A 22,292-nucleotide genomic window follows, 5' to 3' on the forward strand; every position below is an offset into this window, starting at 1 on the left:
CCACGCAAAAAAGAAACACAGACCAATGGTGGAAGACGAAGTAATTGCAGAGCAACTGGAAAGATTACTGACACCAGCGATTACAAATCAAGAAAATTACTACAGAAAATTAGGACTCAGAGAACGGATACTGAATTTACCGTTGATGATGGCGGCGGTGTTAACCCTGTTGTGGAGAGACGTAGCCGGAGTCAGAGAACTGACAAGAATATTAGCTAGAGATGGTTTTCTGTGGTGTAATCCCACAAAAGTTAGTCAACAAGCTATATCACAGAGATTTTTGACATTTCCATCGGAATTATTTGAAAAAGTATTTAAAGATTTATTGCCTAGTTTGAGGGCGGCTTGGCACAGTAGAAATAAACGTCCACTACCAGAAAGTATTCAATTTACGTTATTAAAATTCGAGAAGATTTGGATAGTAGACGGCTCAACATTAGAAGCATTATTTCGTAAATTACAAAGTTTAGAAGCAGCACAAAGAGGACAATTAGCAGGAAAAATGAGTAAAGTCATTGATTTAATGACCAGATTACCTGTAGAGATTTGGTTTGAAGAAAATCCCAAAGCATCTGATACTAAACTAGAAGAAAATATTTTGAATTTAGTGACACAAAATACCTTATTGTTGTTGGATAGAGGGTTTTATCACTTTAATTTTTGGCATCAATTAATTGAAAAGAAAGTTGATTTTATTACCAGAATAAAGAAAGGAGCAGCAATAAAGGTAGAACAAATATTTACAGATAGTTATGGATTGCGAGACCGAAAGATACGTCTGGGTTCTGGCACGAAAAAGACTCCGTTTATCACCTTACGTTTGATTGAAGTGCGGTCAGGAAAAACATGGCATTCTTATTTAACCAGTGTCCTAGACCCTCATGTTTTACCTCCCTATGTTGTTGCAGATTTATATCGACGAAGATGGCGAATTGAAGATGCTTTTAACACAGTCAAAAGACTCTTGGGGTTAAGTTATTTATGGACAGGTTCAATTAATGGTATTAAATTGCAGATTTGGGCAACTTGGTTGTTTTATGCGGTTTTAGTCGATTTAGGTGATGCTGTGGCTGACGAACTTTCTCTCCCCTTTGATGAGATTTCATTAGAAATGATTTATCGTGGTCTTTATCATTTTACTATGGCTCATCACAAAGGTAAGGCAACAGATCCTGTTAAGTATTTTGCTGACCCTCAAAATCGAGATTTAGGTATTATCAAACAGAACCGAAAACCAAACATAAAATTAATTGTCGCTCCTTTTCCAGATATTCAACGTGGAACTGATCAGTTTTTTTTTTCAACAATTCTCTGAAAGCCTCTTGACAAAAGACTTACAGCCTTAACTTGTCACCAATGGGGGATGCCTAATGTAAAATGAGAGGAATTCTAGAATCAGTGGAATCACCTCTGGACAAGTATTTCAAGCAATATGGCGAATTTTTTCTTGAATCGTTGCTATACCCCGGAGAGAAGCCGTGTGATGTGAAAGCATCACGCACGGTTTTGAAGCCGAGTATGAGGGGTGACTCTCATGCTTAGGTTAACTGACTGTCAAGCTGTAATTACCAACGCCGACCAACCGCAGGCGGCGATTGCGCGGAGCGCAGTGCCAGAGGCGATCGCCACGAATCACAAAAAATATTTCTAGGCGGCTTTTGGGAGTGCCAATTACCAAGCTAGAGCAACTCTGAAAATCGGTACTCCGGGGTCATAACTTTACGCTTCTTCTAAAAAGGGATAGTCAGTGTAGCCCTGTTCTGTACCGCCGTAAAAGGTACTGCGATCGTAGGGATTTAACGACGCATTCAGGGCAAAACGTTTCACAAGGTCAGGATTAGAAATATAGATGCGACCATAGGCAATTAGATCAGCTTCGCCCTTGGAGATGATTTGTTCGCCAATTTCACGGTTTAATCCGCCAGCGGCAATAATTTTGCTGTTAAACAGGGGACGGAAAAAACCAGCGGTGAGGTCGCTACTGAGATGTTCTAGGGTATCTTGGTTGGCATTGAGACGGGGTTCGATGAGGTGCAGGTAGGCTAAGTTAAATTTGTTGAGTTCCTGCACGACATAGCTGAAGAGGGTCTTAGGGTCTGAATCGCCCATGTCGTTAAAACTGCTGGAAGGAGATAATCGCAAACCAACGCGATCGCTACCCCAGACTTCAGTCACAGCTTCCAAAACTTCCATCAAAAAACGCGATCGATTTTCTATTGAGCCGCCATAAGCATCGGTGCGGTGGTTGGTGCAGTCTTGCAAAAATTGATCAATCAGATAACCATTTGCGCCATGTACTTCAACGCCGTCAAAGCCCGCTTCGAGGGCATTTTTCGCACCTTGACGATATTGGTCAATCACGCTGGGGATTTCTTCGAGTTCAAGGGCGCGGGGTGCGACGTAGGGTTTCATGCCTTCGTAGGTTCCGACTTCTCCTGTTGGGGCGATCTCGCTAGGGGCAATGGGTAATTCACCATTTGGCTGAAAATCAGGATGGGAAATGCGCCCAACGTGCCAGAGTTGTAGAAAAATGCGACCACCTTTGTCGTGAACCGCTTGGGTAACTTTTTTCCAGCCAGCAATCTGTTCAGCGGAATGGATGCCGGGGGTAGCGGGATAACCTTGTCCTTGGGGACAGACTTGGGTTGCTTCGGAAATAATCAGTCCAGCGGTTGCTCGTTGTGCATAGTAGGTGGCATGGAGTTCGTAGGGAACGTTGCCAGCCGCAGCACGACAGCGGGTTAAAGGAGCCATCACTAGACGATTCGGTAAGGTGTAAGTACCAAGTTGTATAGGGGTTAATAATTGCAGCGTGTTATCCATAAGTCTAACTAGAATCGTTTTTAAGTATTTAGGATAATCTATCTCAATGGAGCAAGAGGACTCCCGGCATGGCGTTAGCTTGCCGGAGAATCGCCTTTTGATGGAGATTTGACATACTGGAGCGAACGTAACAGCAAACTCTATGACAATGAAACCTCTAAAGCCTTAAAAAGCAACCAAAAAAGTGAATTAATCACAAGTATTCTATCAAACAAATCAAAATAAGGCTCTACCGTACTTATTTTGTAAAAACGTGGAAGTATGAGAAAGATATTTTACCTTTTGTTAAAATAAAATAACTTACTGATACCATATAAATTTATGACTTATAGTCCTCCCAAACTCCTTACTTTCGAGCAATTTTTAGTTGAGTATGGAGACAACCCTCGTTACGAACTCATTGACGGAGAATTACGTGACATGGAACCCACTGGACCCCATGAAGAAGTTGCTGGAAATATTGCTGGTAGAATCTATACAGAAATTCTTCTTGGTAATTTCAATTGGTTAATTCCCAAAACTTGTTTAATTAAGCCACCTGCTGCTCAAGCAACAGCACTTCGACCAGATATTATTGTTTTAGATAAAGCAACACTTAGCCAAGAACCACTATGGCAAAAAGAACCTATTATTTGTAATGGTAATACTATTAAGTTAGTTGCTGAAGTAGTGAGTCAGTGCGTTGCGCGGGTTCTCCGCGTTGAAGCAACTGACGAACCCGTAAGGGTGAGTAGTAATTGGCAAGATGATTATGCTAGAAAAGTAGAAGAATATGCTTTTCTGGAAATACCAGAATATTGGATTGTTGATTTTCGTGGTTTAGGTGGACTGCAATTTATTGGTAGTCCTAAACAACCTACTTTTACAGTCTGTCAATTAGTGAATGGCGTATATCAACAGCAAAAATATCATTTAGGAGATACAATTGTTTCTGGACTATTTCCCAATTTGCAACTTAAACTTGATGATGTTATGCCATGTTAGAAAACCAGGTGTTGCATAAATGCGAAGGGAAGGTGAAAATGATATTCTACCTCTGTAAAAATCTTTCTAAAATGCACATGAGCCAGAAGTAGTAAAGAGAACACTAATGAGACGAGTTGCTATAGCCCAAAATACCCTAGAAATTCTTGATGTCGGTGGCTATATCTATCCTAATGGCAATCAAGTTGATATCGCTCGCGAATTAAAATATTGTTTTGATTCGACAAAATGCTATAGTCCTGACAATTTAGCTGAGATTGAATCCAGGGTACTCAATAGCATTCCTCGTTTCTCAGAGACTGGGTTTGAAGTCAGGAATGAGACAACCCTGATGGGAGCAGAACGCATAGCAAAAACTGGGCAATTTCAACAAATTGGTGTTCTAAATTTTGCTTCCGCGAAAAACCCAGGGGGTGGATTTCTAAGAGGATCACAAGCCCAAGAAGAGAGTTTAGCAAGAAGTTCAGCACTCTACAAAAGCCAGTTGGAATGCCGTCAATATTATGAATTTCATCGTCATGAGAGTTCACTTTTGTACTCAGATTGGATGATTTATTCTCCGAATTGCCCAGTTTTTAAAACCGATGATGGAGAGTTGCTAGAAAAACCATATCTTGTAGATTTCATTACCAGTCCAGCACCAAATGCGGGAATGATTCAAAAAAATCAACCACAGTTAAGTGAAAAAATAGTTTCCACTCTTATTAATCGTACATCAAAAGTTTTGAGTTTGGCAGTCGAGGGCGGTTGTGATGCCTTAATATTAGGTGCTTGGGGATGTGGAGTCTTTAAAAATGACCCAGAGGTAGTTGCCCAAATCTTTGCAGATTTTTTATTACAGGGTGGTCAATTTTGGGGCAGATTTAAAAGTGTAATTTTTTCGGTTCTTGACAACAGCAAACAACAAGAGACTTTTACAGAGTTTTACCAGCGATTTTCTGGTTAAAATGTAGTTTATTTACTCGAAAATCGCCTTAATTTAGCTGGTTCAATGCACTATCCAATCTACAGTTTGTGCTTCAGTAATATCCGGTACTTCTAACCGATTCCTCAATTTATAAAGTACCTTCTCTGGTAATTTAGCAGCGCGATCGCGGTTTCTTTGCAGCAACTCCTCCCAAGATGTTTCTAAATAAACAATGCGAATTTTGGCTTGATAATTAACAAACTGACGTATCAATGAACTCCGCAATTGACGACTAATATTAGTAGCATTCCAAACAAAAGATTGTCCAGTTCGCAGATAATCTTTAGCTAAAGCCTTCGCCGCATTGATCACCGCACCTTGGTCTTCATCAGGTGCAATCTTCAGAGTGTTTCTCAGTTCATCTAAAGAAATGACAGGCCAGTCAGAGAGATTTTCTTGAATCCAAGTATCTTTCCCTGCACCCGGTAATCCCGACATCATCACCACTTGCAAGCAGGTATCATCATAAGCTGCATAGTCTGGGTGGCCATTTTCCTTCTGAAAATAAACAAACCGACTATGGTCTGAGGGGAAAATACGCGGCTGGTGAAAACATTGATTTTCTTGGCAAAATTCCCGAAAAAATGCAATTCGTTCCAATAATTGGGCTTGGTCATCACAATATCGCCCCTGGACATCAGCTTCGGCTAATAAACTCAACAAATCACAACGGATGATTTGACTGGTTTTAATTACTGCCTTTTCCGGGTTGGGTTTGTCCCAAAACCACAGAGGTAAACTACCGTATTTTACCAAAGCCACCACCGCCTCTCGTTCCCGAAATGGAACTTGCAAATCCCAAAGAATTTGCTGTGCCATCTTTGCACCTTGGAGGACATGACCTTTAGAGGAAATAGCACCATCGCTTTCTATTTGCGTGGCAGCAGGTTTAGCCACATCATGCAGCAAAGTCGCCGCAAATAACACTGAGCGTTCCTTAGCTGGTAATGTTCGCCATTCTGGTAATGCTACTAATGCTTCACAGACTAATTTTGTATGAATCAGTACATCACCTTCTCCATGATAACGGGGGTCTTGGGGACATTCAGCCAGCGATTTCAACCAGTCAAATTCTGTTTCTAATGCTTGCCAATTTATTGTCCAATTATTTGCATCTGGACAATAAGGAAAAGTCCAATTCATATAATTATCCTCCATTTATGTAATAGTGGCTAATACCAATTCGCCACAATTTTGTTGCAGGAGCGAGCGTATACTGCCACCGTTGGATGTTGATATCTTGCACCTCTGGGTACAAACCTAAATGATCTAAAAACGCCATAAGACTACCTTATTTTTATTGGTTTTAAAGAGTAAATCAGGGTGTTTGGGATTATACGGTGCAATGAAATTACATCAATTTTTATTAGTGCAAGATATCAGCCTCCCACGGGCGCGATTAACGCTCCCGCAAAATATGAAACAAGCACATTTTCCGATATTTATCAAAACCTTACTGGATAAGGGTTTTAAAATGTGCAAGTTGAGAGTCAAATTAACCTCCTGCCTTCTGCCTTCGTTAAGGTATGAACTAACTAAATAAATCCACATTTTGATGCAACAAATTAGGGATAATAGGACGGTTAAGCCAATGACTTTCAGATTGTAAAATCGTAGTCAAAAAGCTAGAACGCACATATTTATAACGTGCTGTCACCGTATCCCCTGGTTCAACTTTGATGTACAAACCTTCCATAAAACCACTTTGATCAGTTTGTTTGAGGGCAAGTTCTACATTTAATCCTTGTTGTTGACAAGCTTGGGCAAAATTTTCTAAATATGCCGGGGTTTGATAATGAGATTTACCCAATAACCCCAACATTTGCTGATAAGATTGCAGTTTGCCTGTAAACAACACAGGAACAGAAACCAGTGGTAATCCTGCTAATAGCTGCTGACGGCGTTTCGTGCTAAGAAATACTTGGGTTTCTAAGTCCAAGAGGTCGTATTCTAAAAAGTAGTGGGGTAAAGCATCGTAAAAAACTGTGTGCTTGGCATATAACCATTCCCCAAACAGAATAAAACGACTACCTAAAACTTCCCAAAATGCACTAGCGTGGGTATGCGCCCATTGTTTAAACAGATTAAAATGCTTTTCTCTGCCTCCACCTGTTAAATAATGCCCCCGACTTTGCAGTCGCAGTTGTCCATCAGATGTAAAACTGATAGCTGCATTTGCACCATCAACTTTTTCTTCAATGACTAGATGCTGTGTTTGGATATTTGCAAAAGGGGCATTATCCAGGTCTTCATCCCCAGGTTGCGATCGCGAACCCTGAATATGAGGTGTACGCGGATATTTATAAATTTGTGACATGAATTTTATACCTTGGTGACTACAATCAAAATCATTGCGTAGGGAATGTTCACGAATAGGTATGTTGATAGGTTGCTACCATTCGCGATAAATGAGAATTTGATTGAGCCAAAGGATTACATAATCGTTGCCTGAATTTGTGTAGTGTTTACATTATCTAGGACTTCACAAGCTGAAGCTAGGTTTCCAGAATTTTACACACAAACTGGGAAGATATGGGAAGCTTTGGGGTATAAACAAAACCTACGCAAAATCCTATTCCTGCGATCGCCTACGGCGCACCGGAGGTGATCGCATGAACTTAACGAGTAATACGCAGAATTTTATCCCTCTGTGGAGGACAATTTCCCCTGCCATCACAATTACTGGTGGTGACATATAATTCACCATCTGTCCCCATAATTGCTTCTCGCAGCCTACCATATTGCCCTTGCAAATATACCTCATGACGCTCAATTTTTTGGGGAGATTGGGGGTTGAAAACAACGCGCTGCAAGTGTTGAGAACGAAGAGTGGCAATTATTAAACTCCCTTTCCATTCAGGAAGAGAATTGCCTGTATAAATTGCTGCACCACCAGGAGGTAAAGCTTCACGCCAAACAATGGACGGAGTAACCATTCCTTTCTGTGATTCACAACGGTAGATAGTAGGCCAGCCCAGGTTATCTCCTGCTTTTGCTAAACTGAGTTCATCGTGACCCCTTCTTCCCAAATCCCCACTAGGTCCGTGGTCTGTTACCCATAGTGTTGATTTATCCAGCCAATCAAACCCTTGAGTGTTGCGAATCCCAGTGATATAAACAGGATTGTTAGCAAACGGATTATCTGGTGGTACTTGTCCGTCAGGTGTAACACGCAAAATTTTACCAGCAAGGCTATTAACATCCTGGGAAATTTGCGGTTCTCTAGCATCACCAGTGCCAATGTAAAGCATTCCATCAGGTCCAAAGCGAATACGACCACCGTTATGAAATTGTGCTACGGGAATATTATCAACAATTATTTTATCCGGGGAAGCAGTAAGTCCGTTCTGAGATAGTCGCCATCTTTCTACACGATTAACCTGTGATCCATTTTTATCAGCGGTGTAGTAAATGTAAAAAAATCGGTTTTTGGCAAAGTTGGGATGGGTGGCAATACCGAGTAAACCATCTTCACCGCTTTCTGTAACATTAATAGTAGCTACTGGTTGGGGAATCAGTTTACCATTCCGTACCAGGCGAACTCGTCCCGGTCGTTCGGTAACTAACATATCTTGATTGGGCAGAAAAGCTATTCCCCAGGGAACTTCTAGACCTGTTACGACTTCTTCTACCCGCAGTTTTACCTGTCCTTGTGAACCGAAGCCATTTTCTACTAAGGTACAGGCTTGATTGTTAGTAGCTGTTTGTTGGCTAACTTGTTGGGCTGTTTGTTGATTATTAGTGTTTGCGGACTCAGTTGTTGGTAAGTTGCAAGCTGAAATTCCTACTACAACTATGCCAAAAAGTAATTTTCTGGCAAGAAGAGTTCTGATCAGTTTCATGATTTTTTATCTCCACAAAATCACTGTGTGCATAATTTTTAGTATGGTTAAATAATTTCTGTAAATTGCCAAGAAATGAGGTATGGACGATGAAATGACCTTTGTGTGGGGTAGCTTCACCTTCACCAAAGCAGGGAAGTTGGGTAATCAGATGGGTTGGTTGGTTAGTAAAATTTAGTGAATAAAACAAGATTGTTGCTCATTTCTTGTAAATTTTTAGGCTTCTCTGAACAAAGTTAGGTGAATATCCCAATATTGATCAATTTTATGTATAAAACTAGGAATGGCAAATCCTGTGGCTTTGCTGCTGCTCCGGCTAAACCTAATTCTCTTGTCAGGATTAGTAGGATGTGTATTACAACCACGTAATGAAAGTAATAGTAAATCACAACCAGTAGCACTAAAAACTAACACTCCTTCTTTTCCAGTTACTCCAACTACACCCACAGTCACTCCCAAAAGCATCACTACTCCTGTGGTAAAACTATCAAAATTTGGAACTTAGCCACTGGAAAATTGAAATTAACCCGCGCGGGTCATTCTGGCTGGGTTAATAATGTAGCTATCAGCCCTGATGGCAAAACTTTGGTCGCTGGGAATTGGGACGGAACTATCAAAATTTGGAACTTAGCTACAGGAGAATTAAAATTTACCCTCACTGGTCATTCTGGCTGGGTTAATAATGTAGCTATCAGCCCTGATGGCAAAACTTTGGTTACTGGGAGTGAAGATAGAACTATCAAAATTTGGAACTTGGCCACTGGAAAATTAAAATTTACCCTCACTGGTCATTCTGACTGGGTTAATGATATGGCTATTAGCCCTGATGGTCAGATTTTGGTCAGTGGAAGTCGTGACCACAGTATCAAAATCTGGAACTTAGCCACAGGAGAATTAAAATCTACCCTTACTGGTGATTCTGGTGGTGTTTTTTCCCTAGCTATAAGCCCCGATGGTAAGAGCTTGTTTAGTCGCGGTGTTGATGACACTATCAAAATTTGGCATTTGGCTACAGGAGAATTAAAATCTATCCTCACTGGTCATTCTTACAGGATTGATAACCTAGTCATTAGTTCCGATGGTAAAACCTTGGTCAGTGGGAGTGGTGACGGGGATATTAAAATTTGGCGGTTAGAGTAGTCATAATAAGAATTTGCGTGATGATTCAGGTGTTGAGAGGTCGTTAAATTGTTCTACAACGTCTCCAATTGGTTGACTGTCAAAACCGGGAAAACACCGTTTTAATCTATAGAGGAAGTCTACCCAATCTATTATCAAAAGAGAGAGGGAGCGAAACGACTCCCTTTATTTTCATTAAAAACTACTCAGGTTATTGAATTCCATCAATTCCTAACGATTTAAGATACTTATACCCAAGCAATCTTTTCAAAAAGTCCTGGTACATAACCTCATTTGTTACTGGTATGAGAGGCTTATTTGATGCCCACTCAGGAGTAAATGTTTTACCATCCCCAAACCTGTCACATAACGGAAGCGACTCAAACGCATTACGTATCCCTTGTTCAAATATTTCTCCGTCTATATCGAAATTCTTTTCTTTAGCCAAGTTGATAATTTCTACTTTAGTAGTGCAATTTCTTAATTCTTCTTGGTATTCTTCAATTGCACACACAGCAAAGTAAAAATCACGAATTTTGTTTACTTTTTCCATATTTCCGCTGTTTCTGTTATTTTTTAGCATATTTGTTTTAGGTAACTGCTTACACCATAGCGATTACAAACACAGATGACTGTGAGGTAATCCGAACACACTTAGTAAAAATAACGTAACAAGATGAACAAGTTTTATTAAATTAATGTTTATATGGAAACAGGAAAATGTCCCTCAAGTCCTTGCCCATCGTTGTGCCTACCTATACATAAAAGTCTTTTTTCAGCTAATACAACTTCGATGAGAATGTTATTTTCATCTGATTTAGATTTTTTATCTTAATAATTTAGCATACTATGTACTGAAGAACCTTAAATTGCAGATTTGGGCAACTTGGTTGTTTTATGCGGTTTTAGTCGATTTAGGTGATGCTGTAGCTTAGGAAATTAAACAGAACTAAAACTTAGACACTGAAAGACTTCTAGGACTGTCACCTGTCACCTGTTCCCTGTCACCTGCTATAATCGCCAAACCTTAATTGACTTATCACCACTACCACTAATTAAAGTTTTGCCATCTTGACTTACTGCTAACCCATAAATACCCCCTGCATGACCTTCAAGAGTGCGGATTAATTTACCAGTTTCTAAATTAAAAATACTAATTTGACTACCTAAACCACCAGAAATAAAACTTTTACCATCGGGAGTAATTAATACAGCATCAACGCTACCAATTCCAGTAGATAAATTATGAATAACCTTACCGGTTTTCAGATTCCAAACTTTAATATTTTTACCATCCGTTTCTTGAATTGACATATGAGAATCGTCATAACCACCATTAATTAAAGTTTTTCCATCAGCACTAATAGCTAGAGATGTCACACTAGAAGCGCGTTGAAAATCATAGGTTGGATTTTTTGGTTTTGGTGGTACTAAATTAGTAATTAATTTTCTGCTGTAAAGATTCCAGAGTTTAATAATTCCATCTTCATGACCACTAATTAAAGTTTGACCATCTGGACTAATGACTACAGCAGTTGCTAAAACTTTAAAACTATGAACTAATTTCCCATTACTCAAATTCCAAAGTTTAATAGTTTTATCATGACTACTACTAGCTAAAATTTGACCATTTGGACTAATAGCTATAGATGTTATTGGTGCGGAATGTCCACTCAGATTACGGATTAATTTTCCGGTTTGTACATTCCAAAGTTTAATAGTTTTGTCATAACTGCTACTAACTAAAGTTTTACCATCTGGACTAAACACTAGAGAAGTTAAATTTTCTGTATGTCCTGTGAGGGTGCGGAGTAATTGACCGGTTTGAAGATGCCAAAGTTTAATAGTTTTGTCATCACCACCACTAGCTAAAGTTTGACCATCTGGACTAATAACAATGGTGCGGAGAGGTGCTGTGTGTCCAGATAGGGTAAGAATAGCTTTACTAACTTGAGTAGTGCTAGGTTTATTATCAGCTATAGCATAATTTAGAGTAACAATGCTGATAAATGTTGATGATATCAATGTTGCTGCTGTGAGAATTTGCCAAAATTTAGGTTTTGCTATCATCTTCATTCTGGTAGAAAAATAGTGTAATATTCTTATGTGAGGTTTGATTCAATTTTGCCTTTCCATGTTCCGCACAATCCCAGAAATTAAATAAATAAGTAAATTGATCATAATTTTACCTATGAATAAATCATTAGATGAATCCCTATCTCAAGAAATTGCTGAAACTATTAAAAGTAAAGCTAAAAAACCATTTGATAATGCTTACAAAGCGGTTTTAGCTACTGAAGGTGCAAAATATGTTCAAGGTTTTATAGTTGTGACTGGACAACCTTATAAACCAATTGAACACGCTTGGATTGAGTTAGAAGATAAAATTATTGATCCGACATTTCCTCACTTCAATAGAAAAGCTGAAAATATATGGTATTTTTCTGCACAAAGTGTAAGTGCAAAAAAGCTAAAAACAATTATTGACGAATCAAAGGAAGATTATCCAGAGGATGATCCTTTACCTATTTATGGAGATACACCATATCAATATTATGGGGATGTGATGTTAGGTGATCAGAAATATTTGGATGCTTATCAAGTAGCAGAAGTTAAATGTCGAGAAATTAATGGTTTAGATGCAGAAAAGAACTAATGACTAATCACTAATAATTAATAGGATTTTCCATCGCTACCAAAATATTCTCTATAGCTGCAAATTTTATCCCCACGCACGTCAAAAGCAACTGCAACACGATTTTTATAAGGTTCTCCAAATAAGTTACCTTCATCTCGAAATTCAAAGATGATGGTTTTTTCGTTGCTGGTAATATTGTCTAAGGAGGTAAGTTTTAATCCTGGGTTAAATGCTTCAGAAACATATGTGAAAAATTCTTTTGCACGTGTTTTTCCTGTGTTTAAACCATGAAATTTTCCCATGGGAAACCAAAAATTAAAATCATCGGTAAGCATATCTAAAAAATCTTGCCAGTTACCAGTTTCTAAGCCTTTAGTAAAATAATTAAAAGCTTGTTTACCTACTTTTAATGTATTTTCTGATGTGTTCATGATTTGATTTTACATTTTGCCGAGTAGAACTGGTGATTATGAAGAAACTGATGACTAAATTTAGGATCACAAAATTTTGTAGTTCTGTCACCTGTCACCTGTCACCTGTCACCTGTCACCTGTCACCTATCACCTATTCTCTATCAATTGTAGCGGTATTTTGAGATGGGGAATAATAAAAAGAAGCGATCGCCGTTCCGTGATAGTTGTACTGAATAGTTATACTATGGTTGTGCGATCGCCCTCAAATATTGATACCTAGCCAAAGGAATCAATTAAACTTAATTATATTGCTGATCTTAGTAATCTTAGGTGTGGTGTTATACCCATCAGGTGTCTCACCCCTCAGTAAGATTATACATAAAATTGCTGTCAGCCTATAATATTTAATCAATATCTCATCTTTATCTATAAAAATACAGGTATTAAAATGAACAAAAATATCTTGGCAGGACGTAAACACGTAGAAACCGAGGAATCACTAAATTCTGTCCTTGACTCTCCACAAGCACCTTTTGATTTGGAAATACCTTGGTGATTGGTGCGTTACACTGACCTTAACGCACCCTACAGTTAATGTTTACTGCTAGAACTTACTTTTTACAATTGTAGGTAAATCTATTAAAGCTACCTCTATTTGTTCCCCAGTTTGTAAATCTTTTAAAGATGATTTTTCAGCAGCTGCTTCATCTGCACCAATGATAATACAAAATCTAATTCCCTGTTTATCTGCAAGCTGAAATTGTTTACCAACTTGTTTTTTATCAAAGTTAGTAATTACATTAATTCCTGCTTGTCTTAATTGTTGAGAAACTTTTAAATAAACAGGCATTAAATCTTCCTGCATATTTACTACCATTACCTGTGCAGGTGTAGCAGATAAAGTATTTAAAACTCCGGCTTTTAATAAGCGACTAATTAACCGAGTTAACCCGATGGAAATACCCACACCGGGCATTTTTTCCCCTAAAAACATTCCCACTAATTCCTCATATCTACCCCCAGAACAAATACTACCTAATGCTTCATGGCCAATTAAGGTAGTTTCATAAACTGTGCCTGTATAGTAGTTTAAACCACGGGCAATTGATAAATCAATACAGAAATGTTTATCAGCTACTCCTAAATCTCGGACACCATTAATTACAGTTTCTAACTCACTAACTCCTAAATTAAATTCTTCTGCTGATGGTAAATTACTAGCTAAATGTTTGAGTTTATCTAAAATATCATCAACACCACCATCTATTTTAATAAACTCTATTATTTTCTCAGTTTGTTCTGAAGAAATACCTTCTTTCTCTAATTCTAATTTAACTTTTGCTTCACCAATTTTTTCCAAGTTATCAATAATGCCAATACAAGCTTTAATTTGGTTTTCAGCAACTCCCACCGACTGAAAGAAACCTGTGAGAATTTTGCGGTTATTAATTCTAATCACAAAATCACCGATATTAATAGCATCAAAAATTTCGGTGATAATTGCCGGCATTTGGGCATCATATAATAAACTCAGTTTACCACGACCGACGACATCAATATCACATTGGCGAAACTGCCGGAAACGTCCATCTTTTGCCCTTTCTCCCCGAAATACCATATCCATTTGATAACGAGCAAAGGGAAAGGTTAATTCATTCAGATGACGAGCAATATAAGCCGCAAAGGGAACAGTTTGATCAAATTTTAAAGCTCTTGCTTCTGAACCACTTTCACCAGATTTATCTTTTTCTGCTTGGCGATTTGGTGGTAAAATTGGATCAATTCCATAAATAATATTATCCCCTTGGTTTCCTTTCGCTTGCAGCACTTCTAATCTTTCTACTGCTGGGGTTTCAATAGGTGTAAAACCATAACTTTCAAATACGCGGCGGATTATATCTAATAAATGTACTTCTAAACGCTTTTCGCTGGGGAGAAATTCGGGAAAACCGCTGGGTGTAGAATAATTAATCTTATCGCTTTTTGCCATGCCTAAACCTAAACAAATTGAATTTTCGGATCTCTTGTCATCCTACATTAAACAACTTTGGCAGTTACAGGCAATATTTGCTGTGAGAATAGGGATCAGTATACACCCAAATAGTTTATGAAGTTTAGGTAAATGTATTGTTTGTGTCAATCGGTTTCTTTATAATTGTGGTTATACTTATGTACAGTTATGTACAGTAGACTTGGGGTCAACGAATAAAACTGACTGCCAAGAAAAGTATTAACTGATTGTTTTATTTACATTAGAAATTTACTTCCGTATCAAAATCAAACAGGATCAGGAAAAATGAAGTATAAATTTAAACCGGATTTTAAAAAATTAGCTACTGCGGTAATAGCTCTGTCTGGGTTTCTGACTGTTGGTAGTATGACTCTGTCAGCCGAATCTGCTCAAGCACTTGAGTTTTCACCTGCTCCAGCAGATTTTACGGTTAGTGGTCTAGCAGGTAGCAACAATGCTTCTCCATCAATACCAGTTAATATACAAGCTCCTCAAAATGGATTTGGAAACGTATTCAATTCAAATTTTATACTCTTAGGTGCTAATACTGGTTCTACTAGTATAATAGCTCCTGGCTTGAGTAACGGTAATAGCATAGCTAGTTCACCTGTGTTTACACTTACTCCATTTGCGGTTGCTAACCCAATCACATTAACTTTTAATTGGGCATTTAATGGTAACGCATCGGGAACTGGTAGTAATGCGGATAACTTCAATATTTTGCTTGTTAAAACTGATGAATCAGTAGAGGAACTTTTTTTCTCCAGAACAGCGGGTAATGCGGTTGGTCGTTATGGCTTTGGAAATGTCGAAACAGGTGTTATTGGGTCAGGTCTGCTAACACCTGGACAATACCAAATAATCATCAATTTGAATGAAAATGCTGGGTCTGCAAATTCCGCAGCAGGTTTCAACAACATTGTTCTTTCTGGTCCTCCTGAACCTGTTCCCTTTGGATTTTCCACCAACGCAAGTTTAGTAGTATTTGGTGGAGTGTTTTATGGCTTCCACCAGTTCAGGAAAAAACATAGCTTTAAAAAAGCTTCATGAGTAGAAATAGAAAACAATTTCATTGAGTTTAAGTTTTAAATTCTCCTTTCTCAGCAGGGTGCGTTCTTTTTTTAAAAGGAAATTGCTGTTACTTTAACCTTTCTTCTTTAATTAAAGTACGTTGATAGATTTGCTCGTTTTTAAACCAATGCCAGGTACGAGCGCGATTTTTATTATCCGGGCTAATTTGAATCATCTCGTATAGATACGCTCCTGGTAACTGTTTGTAACCAAACCATAAAATCACAGTTGAATTATCAATTTCCCAGGCTTTACCTTGAATACGTTCGGTATCAAACCACAGGGTTTTATCTCGATATGTTCCTGGGAATTGATGTTCTTCTGTTTTACCATTTTCCCAGGTGTAACGATTGATTTGATAGTATGAAAATTCCCCGTTTTCAGGAAATTGACAACTTAAATGTGATTGATGTTGATCTATAATTTTACCATTAACATCAACTAGGGTGTAATTTCCCTGCCACTCACCTTCATGACGGGCTAAAACTGGCATTTATAAACGAATATTAGACATAATTTAGTTTGGTAATTGGTAATTGAATTATTTCTCTCCCCATCTCCCATCTTCTTTACTCTTCATCATGAAACCACCAAGGGTCTTTGTTAGTGTTGGTTTTAATCAAAAATGCTTTTTTTCTGAGGAAACGTTTCAAACTTGCTGCACCCATGCGTGAACCTCCTAAACCAGAAAATTTAAAGGCGTTTTTCTCTCCTTCCTGCATCATAAATGTTAATCCTGCATCATTAATACTAATAGCACCTACATCTATTTGCATTCCTATTTCTAATGCTAATTCTGGTGGGTCAGCAAAAATAGCAGCACTTAATCCATAAATAGAATCATTAGCTAAATTGATAGCTTCTTCAATGGTGGAAAAAGGCATAATTGGCATAATTGGACCAAAGGTTTCTTCGGTCATGATTTTCATAGAATGGTTAACTTCAGTGATAACTGTAGGACGACACCACCAACCACCACCTAATTCTTCAATTTTACCACCAGAATGAATGACTGCACCTTTAGAAATTGCATCTTGGAGATGTTCGTTAATAATTGCGGCTTGATTTTCAGAAATTATTGGGCCTATTTCTCCGCTTTCAACTGTGGGATAAGCTAATTGTAAACGATGGGCTTTTGTAACTAATTGATGATAGAATTCTTCAAAAATAGCTTCAGCTACATATATTCTTTCAATTGATAGACATGACTGACCTGTGTTGACAACTGAACCCCATAAAATTGCTGAGGTTGCTAAATCTAAATCTGCTGATTCTAAAACTATAGCTGGGTCTTTTCCTCCTAATTCTAAGAAAGAGGGAATAAAGTTTCTAGCTGCGGCTTCTCCGACAAATCTTCCCGTTTCTACACTACCTGTAAAACAAATTAAATCTACATCTTCTATTAAAGCTGCTCCTGTTTGTCCTGCACCTTCGACAAAGTTTAAAACATCTCTTAATAATGGAACTGTATTTGTAGCAGTCATTAAAGGTGCAACGAAACGGGGTGTAATTTCACTAGGTTTGACTATGACTGCACAACCAGCTAATAAAGCAGGAATTGTATCAATGGTAGATAATAAAAGTGGGAAATTCCAAGGACTAATTACACCTACTAAAGTATAGGGAACGGCAGTTTGTCGTAAAGCAATAAAAGGTATGGATGTATTTTTTGCAGTTGTTTGTAATAGCTGGGGAGCTAAATTACACCATCTATCAATGCTGTTTAAAAAAGTATCTATTTCTAAAATTGATACTGATAATCTGCCTGTGTCATTTACTAATGCGTCGGTTATATTTTGACGTTCTGCTAATATAGCTTGTTTCCACTGTTGTAGTGCTTCTATTCTAATTTGAATCCCGATTTCTTCCCAAGCAATTTGTCCCCTTCGCATTCTATGACATTGCTGAGAAAGTAATTTCGGCGGTGGGGGAATAATTACATAATCAAGTTTACCTGTGCGGGGGTTACGAATTTCTATTGGTTTTGTCATTAGTAATTATTTATTGCTTATTGGTTATTGGTTATTGGTTAAATTATTCCTAATTGCCTGAGACGTTCAATAGTTTTTTTATGTTTGCATAATTAGAAAAAATGGTTATCAATCTGTCAGTGCTGTTTTTAATAATTCCTGATGCAATAATGTTTGATCTAGTAAAGATTGTATTTTTTCACTTGATAATTTATCACTATTTTGATAAAAATCAATCCAGGTTTGACTAATCAAATTGACGTCATCAGGGATATTTTCTAAATCCCATCCTGGTATTTGTAAATCTTCCATTAAACGGTTAATTTTAGGATCATAACTCAAAGCAAAACAGCGACAACCTTCACTAGCAGCCATGATTAAACTATGTAATCTCATTCCTATTACCATATTTACATCCTGAAATGCACCTTTTAATAATTCAGGTGCTTCTAAACAGAGGATTTGACTATTATTGGTTAATTGTAATTTTATCTGTTCAGCTATTTCTAAATCTTCGCTTTTTTGAAAGGGAATTAATAAGATAAATGCTTGGGTTGCTGTTTGTAAATTTACTAAAGCCTGAGTTAAATTTGCCAATCTAGTTTCTGTTAATTGCTGATGATTTCTGAGCGTAACTGCTATTCTGGATTTAGGGAAATCTGCTAATTCTGGGACTGGTTTTGATGCTAATGCCCAAACGGGATCAGGTGCAAGAATATGGGGTATATTCCAATTAGATAATAATGCAGAACTTTGACTATCTCTAACACTCACTTTCACACAACCAGCAAAATTTCTCCTTGCTAACCAACGAGTTTGGGGACGTAATAAAGGCCCTATTCCCTGTCCCCAAGCGATAGTTTTTAAACCCATAACTTGTGCGATCGCCATTAATCCCCCATAATAAAAAGGACTAATAGAACTGGTGACATCTTGAATTAAACTACCACCACCCCAGATGTAAGCATCACAAGAACGCAAAGCTTTAATTATTTCCAACAAACTCATGCGGTTGTAACTTTCCACACCATAACGTAAACTTGTTTCTTGAGGATTTCCAGAAAGTACCACAGGAGTAACATGAGGTGGTAACATCTGTAAAAGTGTGGCTAACAAAGCCTCATCACCACCGTTACCTTTACCGTAATACCCAGATAATAAAACTCGCATTTTTTAGATTTTAGATTTTAGATTTTTATATTTACTGATAATTGATTTATGCACACCCTTTCTATTCCCACCTGGATAATTCATGTTTCTAGCGTCATTGAGTGGATAGTCGCCATTTGGTTAATTTGGAGATACGGTGAATTAACAGAAAACCGTAGTTGGTGGGGTTTATCCTTCGCCATGCTACCAGCTTTAATTAGTGCTATGTGTGCTTGTACCTGGCATTATTTCGACAACTCCGAATCTTTAGAATGGTTAGTCACCCTCCAAGCTACCATGACCTTAGTCGGTAATTTTACTCTATGGGCTGCTGCCGTGTGGATTTGGCGTTCTACCAAGTCTGCAAACACCATTGAACCAGAAACCATTAAATCAGAACAATGATATCAAAAGAAACCCTATTTGCCCTTTCCTTGTTTCCCTACTTGGGTTTCTTGTGGTTTATCAGCCGCAGTCCACAAATGCCACGTTTAGCCCTTTATGGATTTTATGGCACATTGGTATTTGTGGGCGTAACCATCCCAGCGGGAATTTATGCCAAAATTCACTATCAAGAACAACTAGCCAACATAGACTGGTTACATGGAAGCGCAGAAGTATTTTTAACCCTAGCTAATATTTTGCTAGTCTTAGGTTTTCGCCAAGCAGTCAAAAATTTAGAAAATAGCAAAAGTGACCAGGAATCATGATTTAATTACGAATTACAAATTAAGAATTACGAATTATGGAAGTATTACCAGCAATAGATTTACTAGAAGGTCGTTGTGTCCGACTATATAAAGGAGACTATGCACAATCCCAAGTCTTCAGCGAAAACCCTGCCGAAACTGCTAAAATGTGGGCTGACCAAGGTGCAACTAGATTGCATTTAGTAGACTTAGATGGGGCAAAAGCAGGTAAAATCGTCAACCTAGCTGCTATTGAAGCAATTTGTAACGCTGTTTCCATACCCATAGAAGTTGGTGGAGGTTTACGCGATCGCTCCAGTGTGACACAATTATTTAATCTTGGTGTCCAGTGGGCAATTCTGGGAACAGTTGCAGTAGAAAAACCCCAGTTAGTCCAAGAACTCTGTCAAGAATTTCCCCAACAAATTATAGTCGGTATAGATGCCCGTAACGGTTTAGTTGCTACCCGTGGTTGGTTAGAAACCTCGGAAGTTTTAGCCACCCAACTGGCTACCCAAATGCAAGAACTTGGTGCAGCAGCCATCATTTACACCGACATCAACCGCGATGGTACATTAGAAGGACCCAATTTAGACGCATTACGAGAACTCGCATCTGCAATTTCCATCCCCATCATCGCTTCCGGTGGTGTCAGTTCTGTGACTGACTTATTAAGTTTATTAGCATTAGAACCCCAAGGAGTCACAGGTGTAATTGTTGGTAAAGCCCTGTACACTGGCGATATTCTCCTCACAGAAGCCTTAAAAGCAATTGGTCCTGGACGCATTCAAGATATCCCACCAAATTTAGATTTTTCTAGTTTTGCATAACTTTGCATAGGTCTTAAATATCTTAGATTTCAGGAATGATGACTTTGATTTGTGTAGGTAAAATTACCATCAATTTTTACACATAAATATCATGCCTAGCCAAAGTAACAACTCTAATCAAAATTCTCAAAAAGAACAACAAAGCAAAAGTAATAAAACTCGCAGACTCAAACCACCTTTGGGGTTTGGCAAACCAAAAACAGAATAAATTAATTCGTAATTCGTAATTCGTAATTCGTAATTCGTAATATTTCCTATGGCTAACGCCACGCTACGCTATCGGAAACGCTACGCGAACGTAATTCGTAATTATGAAACTTTTGTGGTGCGGGCATCTTGCCCGCTAAATATCCACCTCAGTCAATGCCTCATCAGTTATCAATTACTTATTCTTCTCTTGACTTTTAACTTGTTCTAAAGTTATCTCTTTAATTGCCTGATAAGAATTTAAATTTGCAGTTTATTCAATAGCTTTCACCGCTAAATCTTGAACTTGTTTTAATGCAGATTCTAACTGAATTATAATTATATAAATTTTGTAATCTTGTTTCTTGATTAAGAGGGTGTTTTAAAAGTCTAATTTATTACTTGCCTTGGCGACTGGAAGTCGCGGCTACACGGACAAAACCCACCTTCGTGGGTTAAAATTCTGGATTTTTCATTAGTCCACGTTCGCCCTTGGCGTGGCAAAGCCATATTATATTCGCTTGTATAAGTTCTTGTTTTTTGTCTTTAGCTGCACGCGTTTCCATGTTTTAATTCCCTCTAAAACAGTTAGTGATTTAATAAATGCCAAGAAACACTGTTTGCAGATATATCGGTCAAGAAAAAAACTCAAGTTTTTCCGATAAATCTGCCAAAGCTGTGGAAAATTATTGTTCACTAGCAGTAGATGTGATTTATAATATATGCAATTTGTTAAATTCAATACAATCTGCCTAAACAAAATATCCCTAACAAAATCAATCTGGATCATAGGCAGCACAAGACTTGTTAAAACCGTGTACAGTATCTAAACCCCGTGTTATCAATGTATACCACTGAACTAACTAAATATTCTGCAAAAGCAGATATTGGCAAATCCAGCCGCATCCTAGTAGTGGAAGATGAAGAACTCATCCGAGAAATGCTAGTTGTGGCTTTAGCAGAAGAAGGTTATGAGGTAATTACTGCTACTGATGGAAGATATGCCTTAGAACATCTTAAAAATTATGAGACAGAACTAGGTGAACCCGCTTTTGATTTAGTAGTTTTAGACTTGATGCTACCGCAAATCAACGGATTAGATATATGCCGTCTCATCCGTCATCAAGGAAACTCAGTACCCATACTGATTCTGAGTGCTAAAGCCAGTGAAACCGACCGAGTTTTGGGTTTAGAAGTGGGAGCAGACGACTACTTGACTAAACCTTTTAGTATGCGGGAAATGGTGGCTAGATGTCGTGCTTTGCTACGTCGTCAGCGCCTCAGTAATATGCCTTTGGTACCCGTACTTAAATACAAAGATATTAGTTTAAACCCCCAGGAATGTCGGGTATTAGTGAGAGAACAAGAGGTAAATTTATCACCGAAAGAATTCCGTTTATTGGAATTATTTATGAGTTATACTCGTCGTGTCTGGTCACGAGAACAACTACTAGATCAAGTTTGGGGTCCAGATTTTGTTGGTGACAGCAAAACTGTAGATGTGCATATCCGCTGGCTACGAGAAAAGTTAGAACAAGATCCCAGTCATCCAGAATATATTGTGACTGTGAGAGGTTTTGGCTATAGATTTGGTTAATTG

General features: G+C 38.1%; 23 protein-coding genes and 1 pseudogene. 10 read left to right on the forward strand and 14 right to left on the reverse strand.

All coding sequences use genetic code 11. From position 1 onward, the window contains the following. Window positions 1–25 precede the first annotated feature (25 nt). Window positions 26–1,315: an IS4 family transposase gene (locus tag WJM97_RS11205; RefSeq protein ID WP_353933151.1), complete on the forward strand. Its 1,290-nt coding sequence runs from the start codon at window positions 26–28 to the stop codon at window positions 1,313–1,315. Window positions 1,316–1,719: 404 nt separating this feature from the next. Here WJM97_RS11205 and WJM97_RS11210 read toward each other — a convergent pair whose 3' ends face one another. Beyond that, window positions 1,720–2,823 carry an alkene reductase gene (locus WJM97_RS11210; protein WP_353928892.1) on the reverse strand — a complete coding sequence of 368 codons (1,104 nt, stop codon included), beginning with the start codon at window positions 2,821–2,823 and terminating at the stop codon, window positions 1,720–1,722. Between the two features lie 321 nt (window positions 2,824–3,144). Between WJM97_RS11210 and WJM97_RS11215 the strand changes: the two genes are divergently transcribed. Continuing rightward, window positions 3,145–3,807 (forward strand): Uma2 family endonuclease, encoded by a 663-nt coding sequence (locus WJM97_RS11215; RefSeq protein WP_353928893.1) that lies wholly within the window; start codon window positions 3,145–3,147, stop codon window positions 3,805–3,807. Window positions 3,808–3,913: 106 nt separating this feature from the next. Beyond that, complete coding sequence (locus WJM97_RS11220) at window positions 3,914–4,753, forward strand: TIGR02452 family protein (RefSeq protein ID WP_353928894.1); 840 nt, start codon at window positions 3,914–3,916, stop codon at window positions 4,751–4,753. 42 nt (window positions 4,754–4,795) lie between these two features. Here the strand turns inward: WJM97_RS11220 and WJM97_RS11225 are convergent, their stop codons facing one another. From WJM97_RS11225 to WJM97_RS11245, 5 genes are all read right to left on the reverse strand, one after another. Beyond that, window positions 4,796–5,917, reverse strand: a complete 1,122-nt coding sequence (locus WJM97_RS11225; protein ID WP_353928895.1) for an AAA family ATPase — start codon at window positions 5,915–5,917, stop codon at window positions 4,796–4,798. Window positions 5,918–5,921: 4 nt separating this feature from the next. Next, on the reverse strand, window positions 5,922–6,056 hold the full coding sequence (locus WJM97_RS11230; protein ID WP_353928896.1) for a hypothetical protein: 135 nt from the start codon (window positions 6,054–6,056) through the stop codon (window positions 5,922–5,924). Window positions 6,057–6,305: 249 nt separating this feature from the next. Beyond that, window positions 6,306–7,091: an RNA ligase family protein gene (locus WJM97_RS11235; protein ID WP_353928897.1), complete on the reverse strand. Its 786-nt coding sequence runs from the start codon at window positions 7,089–7,091 to the stop codon at window positions 6,306–6,308. A 301-nt stretch (window positions 7,092–7,392) separates the two neighbouring features. Continuing rightward, window positions 7,393–8,616, reverse strand: a complete 1,224-nt coding sequence (locus WJM97_RS11240; protein WP_353928898.1) for a PQQ-dependent sugar dehydrogenase — start codon at window positions 8,614–8,616, stop codon at window positions 7,393–7,395. Between the two features lie 216 nt (window positions 8,617–8,832). Continuing rightward, complete coding sequence (locus WJM97_RS11245) at window positions 8,833–9,081, reverse strand: hypothetical protein (protein ID WP_353928899.1); 249 nt, start codon at window positions 9,079–9,081, stop codon at window positions 8,833–8,835. Between the two features lie 51 nt (window positions 9,082–9,132). Between WJM97_RS11245 and WJM97_RS11250 the strand changes: the two genes are divergently transcribed. Continuing rightward, window positions 9,133–9,756, forward strand: a complete 624-nt coding sequence (locus WJM97_RS11250; RefSeq protein WP_353928900.1) for a WD40 repeat domain-containing protein — start codon at window positions 9,133–9,135, stop codon at window positions 9,754–9,756. Window positions 9,757–9,946: 190 nt separating this feature from the next. Here WJM97_RS11250 and WJM97_RS11255 read toward each other — a convergent pair whose 3' ends face one another. Continuing rightward, window positions 9,947–10,318 carry a hypothetical protein gene (locus WJM97_RS11255; protein WP_353928901.1) on the reverse strand — a complete coding sequence of 124 codons (372 nt, stop codon included), beginning with the start codon at window positions 10,316–10,318 and terminating at the stop codon, window positions 9,947–9,949. A gap of 428 nt (window positions 10,319–10,746) precedes the next feature. Further along, complete coding sequence (locus WJM97_RS11260; RefSeq protein WP_353928902.1) at window positions 10,747–11,805, reverse strand: WD40 repeat domain-containing protein; 1,059 nt, start codon at window positions 11,803–11,805, stop codon at window positions 10,747–10,749. A 121-nt stretch (window positions 11,806–11,926) separates the two neighbouring features. On the opposite strand from WJM97_RS11260, the gene WJM97_RS11265 reads away from it, so the two are divergent. Beyond that, window positions 11,927–12,391 (forward strand): hypothetical protein, encoded by a 465-nt coding sequence (locus WJM97_RS11265; protein WP_353928903.1) that lies wholly within the window; start codon window positions 11,927–11,929, stop codon window positions 12,389–12,391. 17 nt (window positions 12,392–12,408) lie between these two features. Here WJM97_RS11265 and WJM97_RS11270 read toward each other — a convergent pair whose 3' ends face one another. Further along, complete coding sequence (locus WJM97_RS11270) at window positions 12,409–12,807, reverse strand: nuclear transport factor 2 family protein (protein ID WP_353933152.1); 399 nt, start codon at window positions 12,805–12,807, stop codon at window positions 12,409–12,411. 583 nt (window positions 12,808–13,390) lie between these two features. After that, the gene (gene hisS / locus WJM97_RS11275; RefSeq protein WP_353928904.1) at window positions 13,391–14,776 is read right to left on the reverse strand and encodes a histidine--tRNA ligase; all 1,386 of its coding nucleotides are present in this window, start codon (window positions 14,774–14,776) and stop codon (window positions 13,391–13,393) included. Window positions 14,777–15,082: 306 nt separating this feature from the next. Here hisS and WJM97_RS11280 point away from each other — a divergent pair, with 306 nt between their 5' ends. Beyond that, window positions 15,083–15,847, forward strand: a complete 765-nt coding sequence (locus tag WJM97_RS11280; protein WP_353928905.1) for a hypothetical protein — start codon at window positions 15,083–15,085, stop codon at window positions 15,845–15,847. An 88-nt stretch (window positions 15,848–15,935) separates the two neighbouring features. Here WJM97_RS11280 and WJM97_RS11285 read toward each other — a convergent pair whose 3' ends face one another. The 3 genes from WJM97_RS11285 to csaB all read right to left on the reverse strand — a co-directional run bounded on the left by WJM97_RS11285 (window position 15,936) and on the right by csaB (window position 19,008). Beyond that, complete coding sequence (locus tag WJM97_RS11285) at window positions 15,936–16,361, reverse strand: DUF3598 family protein (protein ID WP_353928906.1); 426 nt, start codon at window positions 16,359–16,361, stop codon at window positions 15,936–15,938. A 76-nt stretch (window positions 16,362–16,437) separates the two neighbouring features. Then, window positions 16,438–17,859 carry an aldehyde dehydrogenase family protein gene (locus WJM97_RS11290; protein ID WP_353928907.1) on the reverse strand — a complete coding sequence of 474 codons (1,422 nt, stop codon included), beginning with the start codon at window positions 17,857–17,859 and terminating at the stop codon, window positions 16,438–16,440. Window positions 17,860–17,967: 108 nt separating this feature from the next. Continuing rightward, window positions 17,968–19,008, reverse strand: a complete 1,041-nt coding sequence (gene csaB / locus WJM97_RS11295) for a polysaccharide pyruvyl transferase CsaB (RefSeq protein ID WP_353928908.1) — start codon at window positions 19,006–19,008, stop codon at window positions 17,968–17,970. Window positions 19,009–19,056: 48 nt separating this feature from the next. On the opposite strand from csaB, the gene WJM97_RS11300 reads away from it, so the two are divergent. Genes WJM97_RS11300 through hisA form a run of 3 tightly spaced genes read left to right on the forward strand, consistent with a single transcriptional unit; the run spans window position 19,057 to window position 20,506 of the window. After that, entirely contained in the window at window positions 19,057–19,392 is a 336-nt protein-coding gene (locus WJM97_RS11300; protein ID WP_353928909.1) for a DUF2499 domain-containing protein, read from the forward strand. After that, window positions 19,389–19,697 carry a DUF3593 domain-containing protein gene (locus tag WJM97_RS11305; protein WP_353928910.1) on the forward strand — a complete coding sequence of 103 codons (309 nt, stop codon included), beginning with the start codon at window positions 19,389–19,391 and terminating at the stop codon, window positions 19,695–19,697. The genes WJM97_RS11300 and WJM97_RS11305 overlap by 4 nt, the downstream gene beginning before the upstream one ends. A 35-nt stretch (window positions 19,698–19,732) precedes the next feature. Continuing rightward, entirely contained in the window at window positions 19,733–20,506 is a 774-nt protein-coding gene (gene hisA, locus WJM97_RS11310) for a 1-(5-phosphoribosyl)-5-[(5-phosphoribosylamino)methylideneamino]imidazole-4-carboxamide isomerase (protein ID WP_353928911.1), read from the forward strand. Window positions 20,507–20,888: 382 nt separating this feature from the next. Here the strand turns inward: hisA and WJM97_RS11315 are convergent. Next, window positions 20,889–21,087, reverse strand: a pseudogene (locus tag WJM97_RS11315) (hypothetical protein); the annotation flags it as partial. Window positions 21,088–21,536: 449 nt separating this feature from the next. Between WJM97_RS11315 and WJM97_RS11320 the strand changes: the two are divergent. Further along, the gene (locus WJM97_RS11320; RefSeq protein ID WP_353928912.1) at window positions 21,537–22,289 is read left to right on the forward strand and encodes a response regulator transcription factor; all 753 of its coding nucleotides are present in this window, start codon (window positions 21,537–21,539) and stop codon (window positions 22,287–22,289) included. Window positions 22,290–22,292 lie beyond the last annotated feature (3 nt).

The sequence above is a fragment of the Okeanomitos corallinicola TIOX110 genome (assembly GCF_038050375.1).
Lineage (GTDB): Bacteria > Cyanobacteriota > Cyanobacteriia > Cyanobacteriales > Nostocaceae > Okeanomitos > Okeanomitos corallinicola.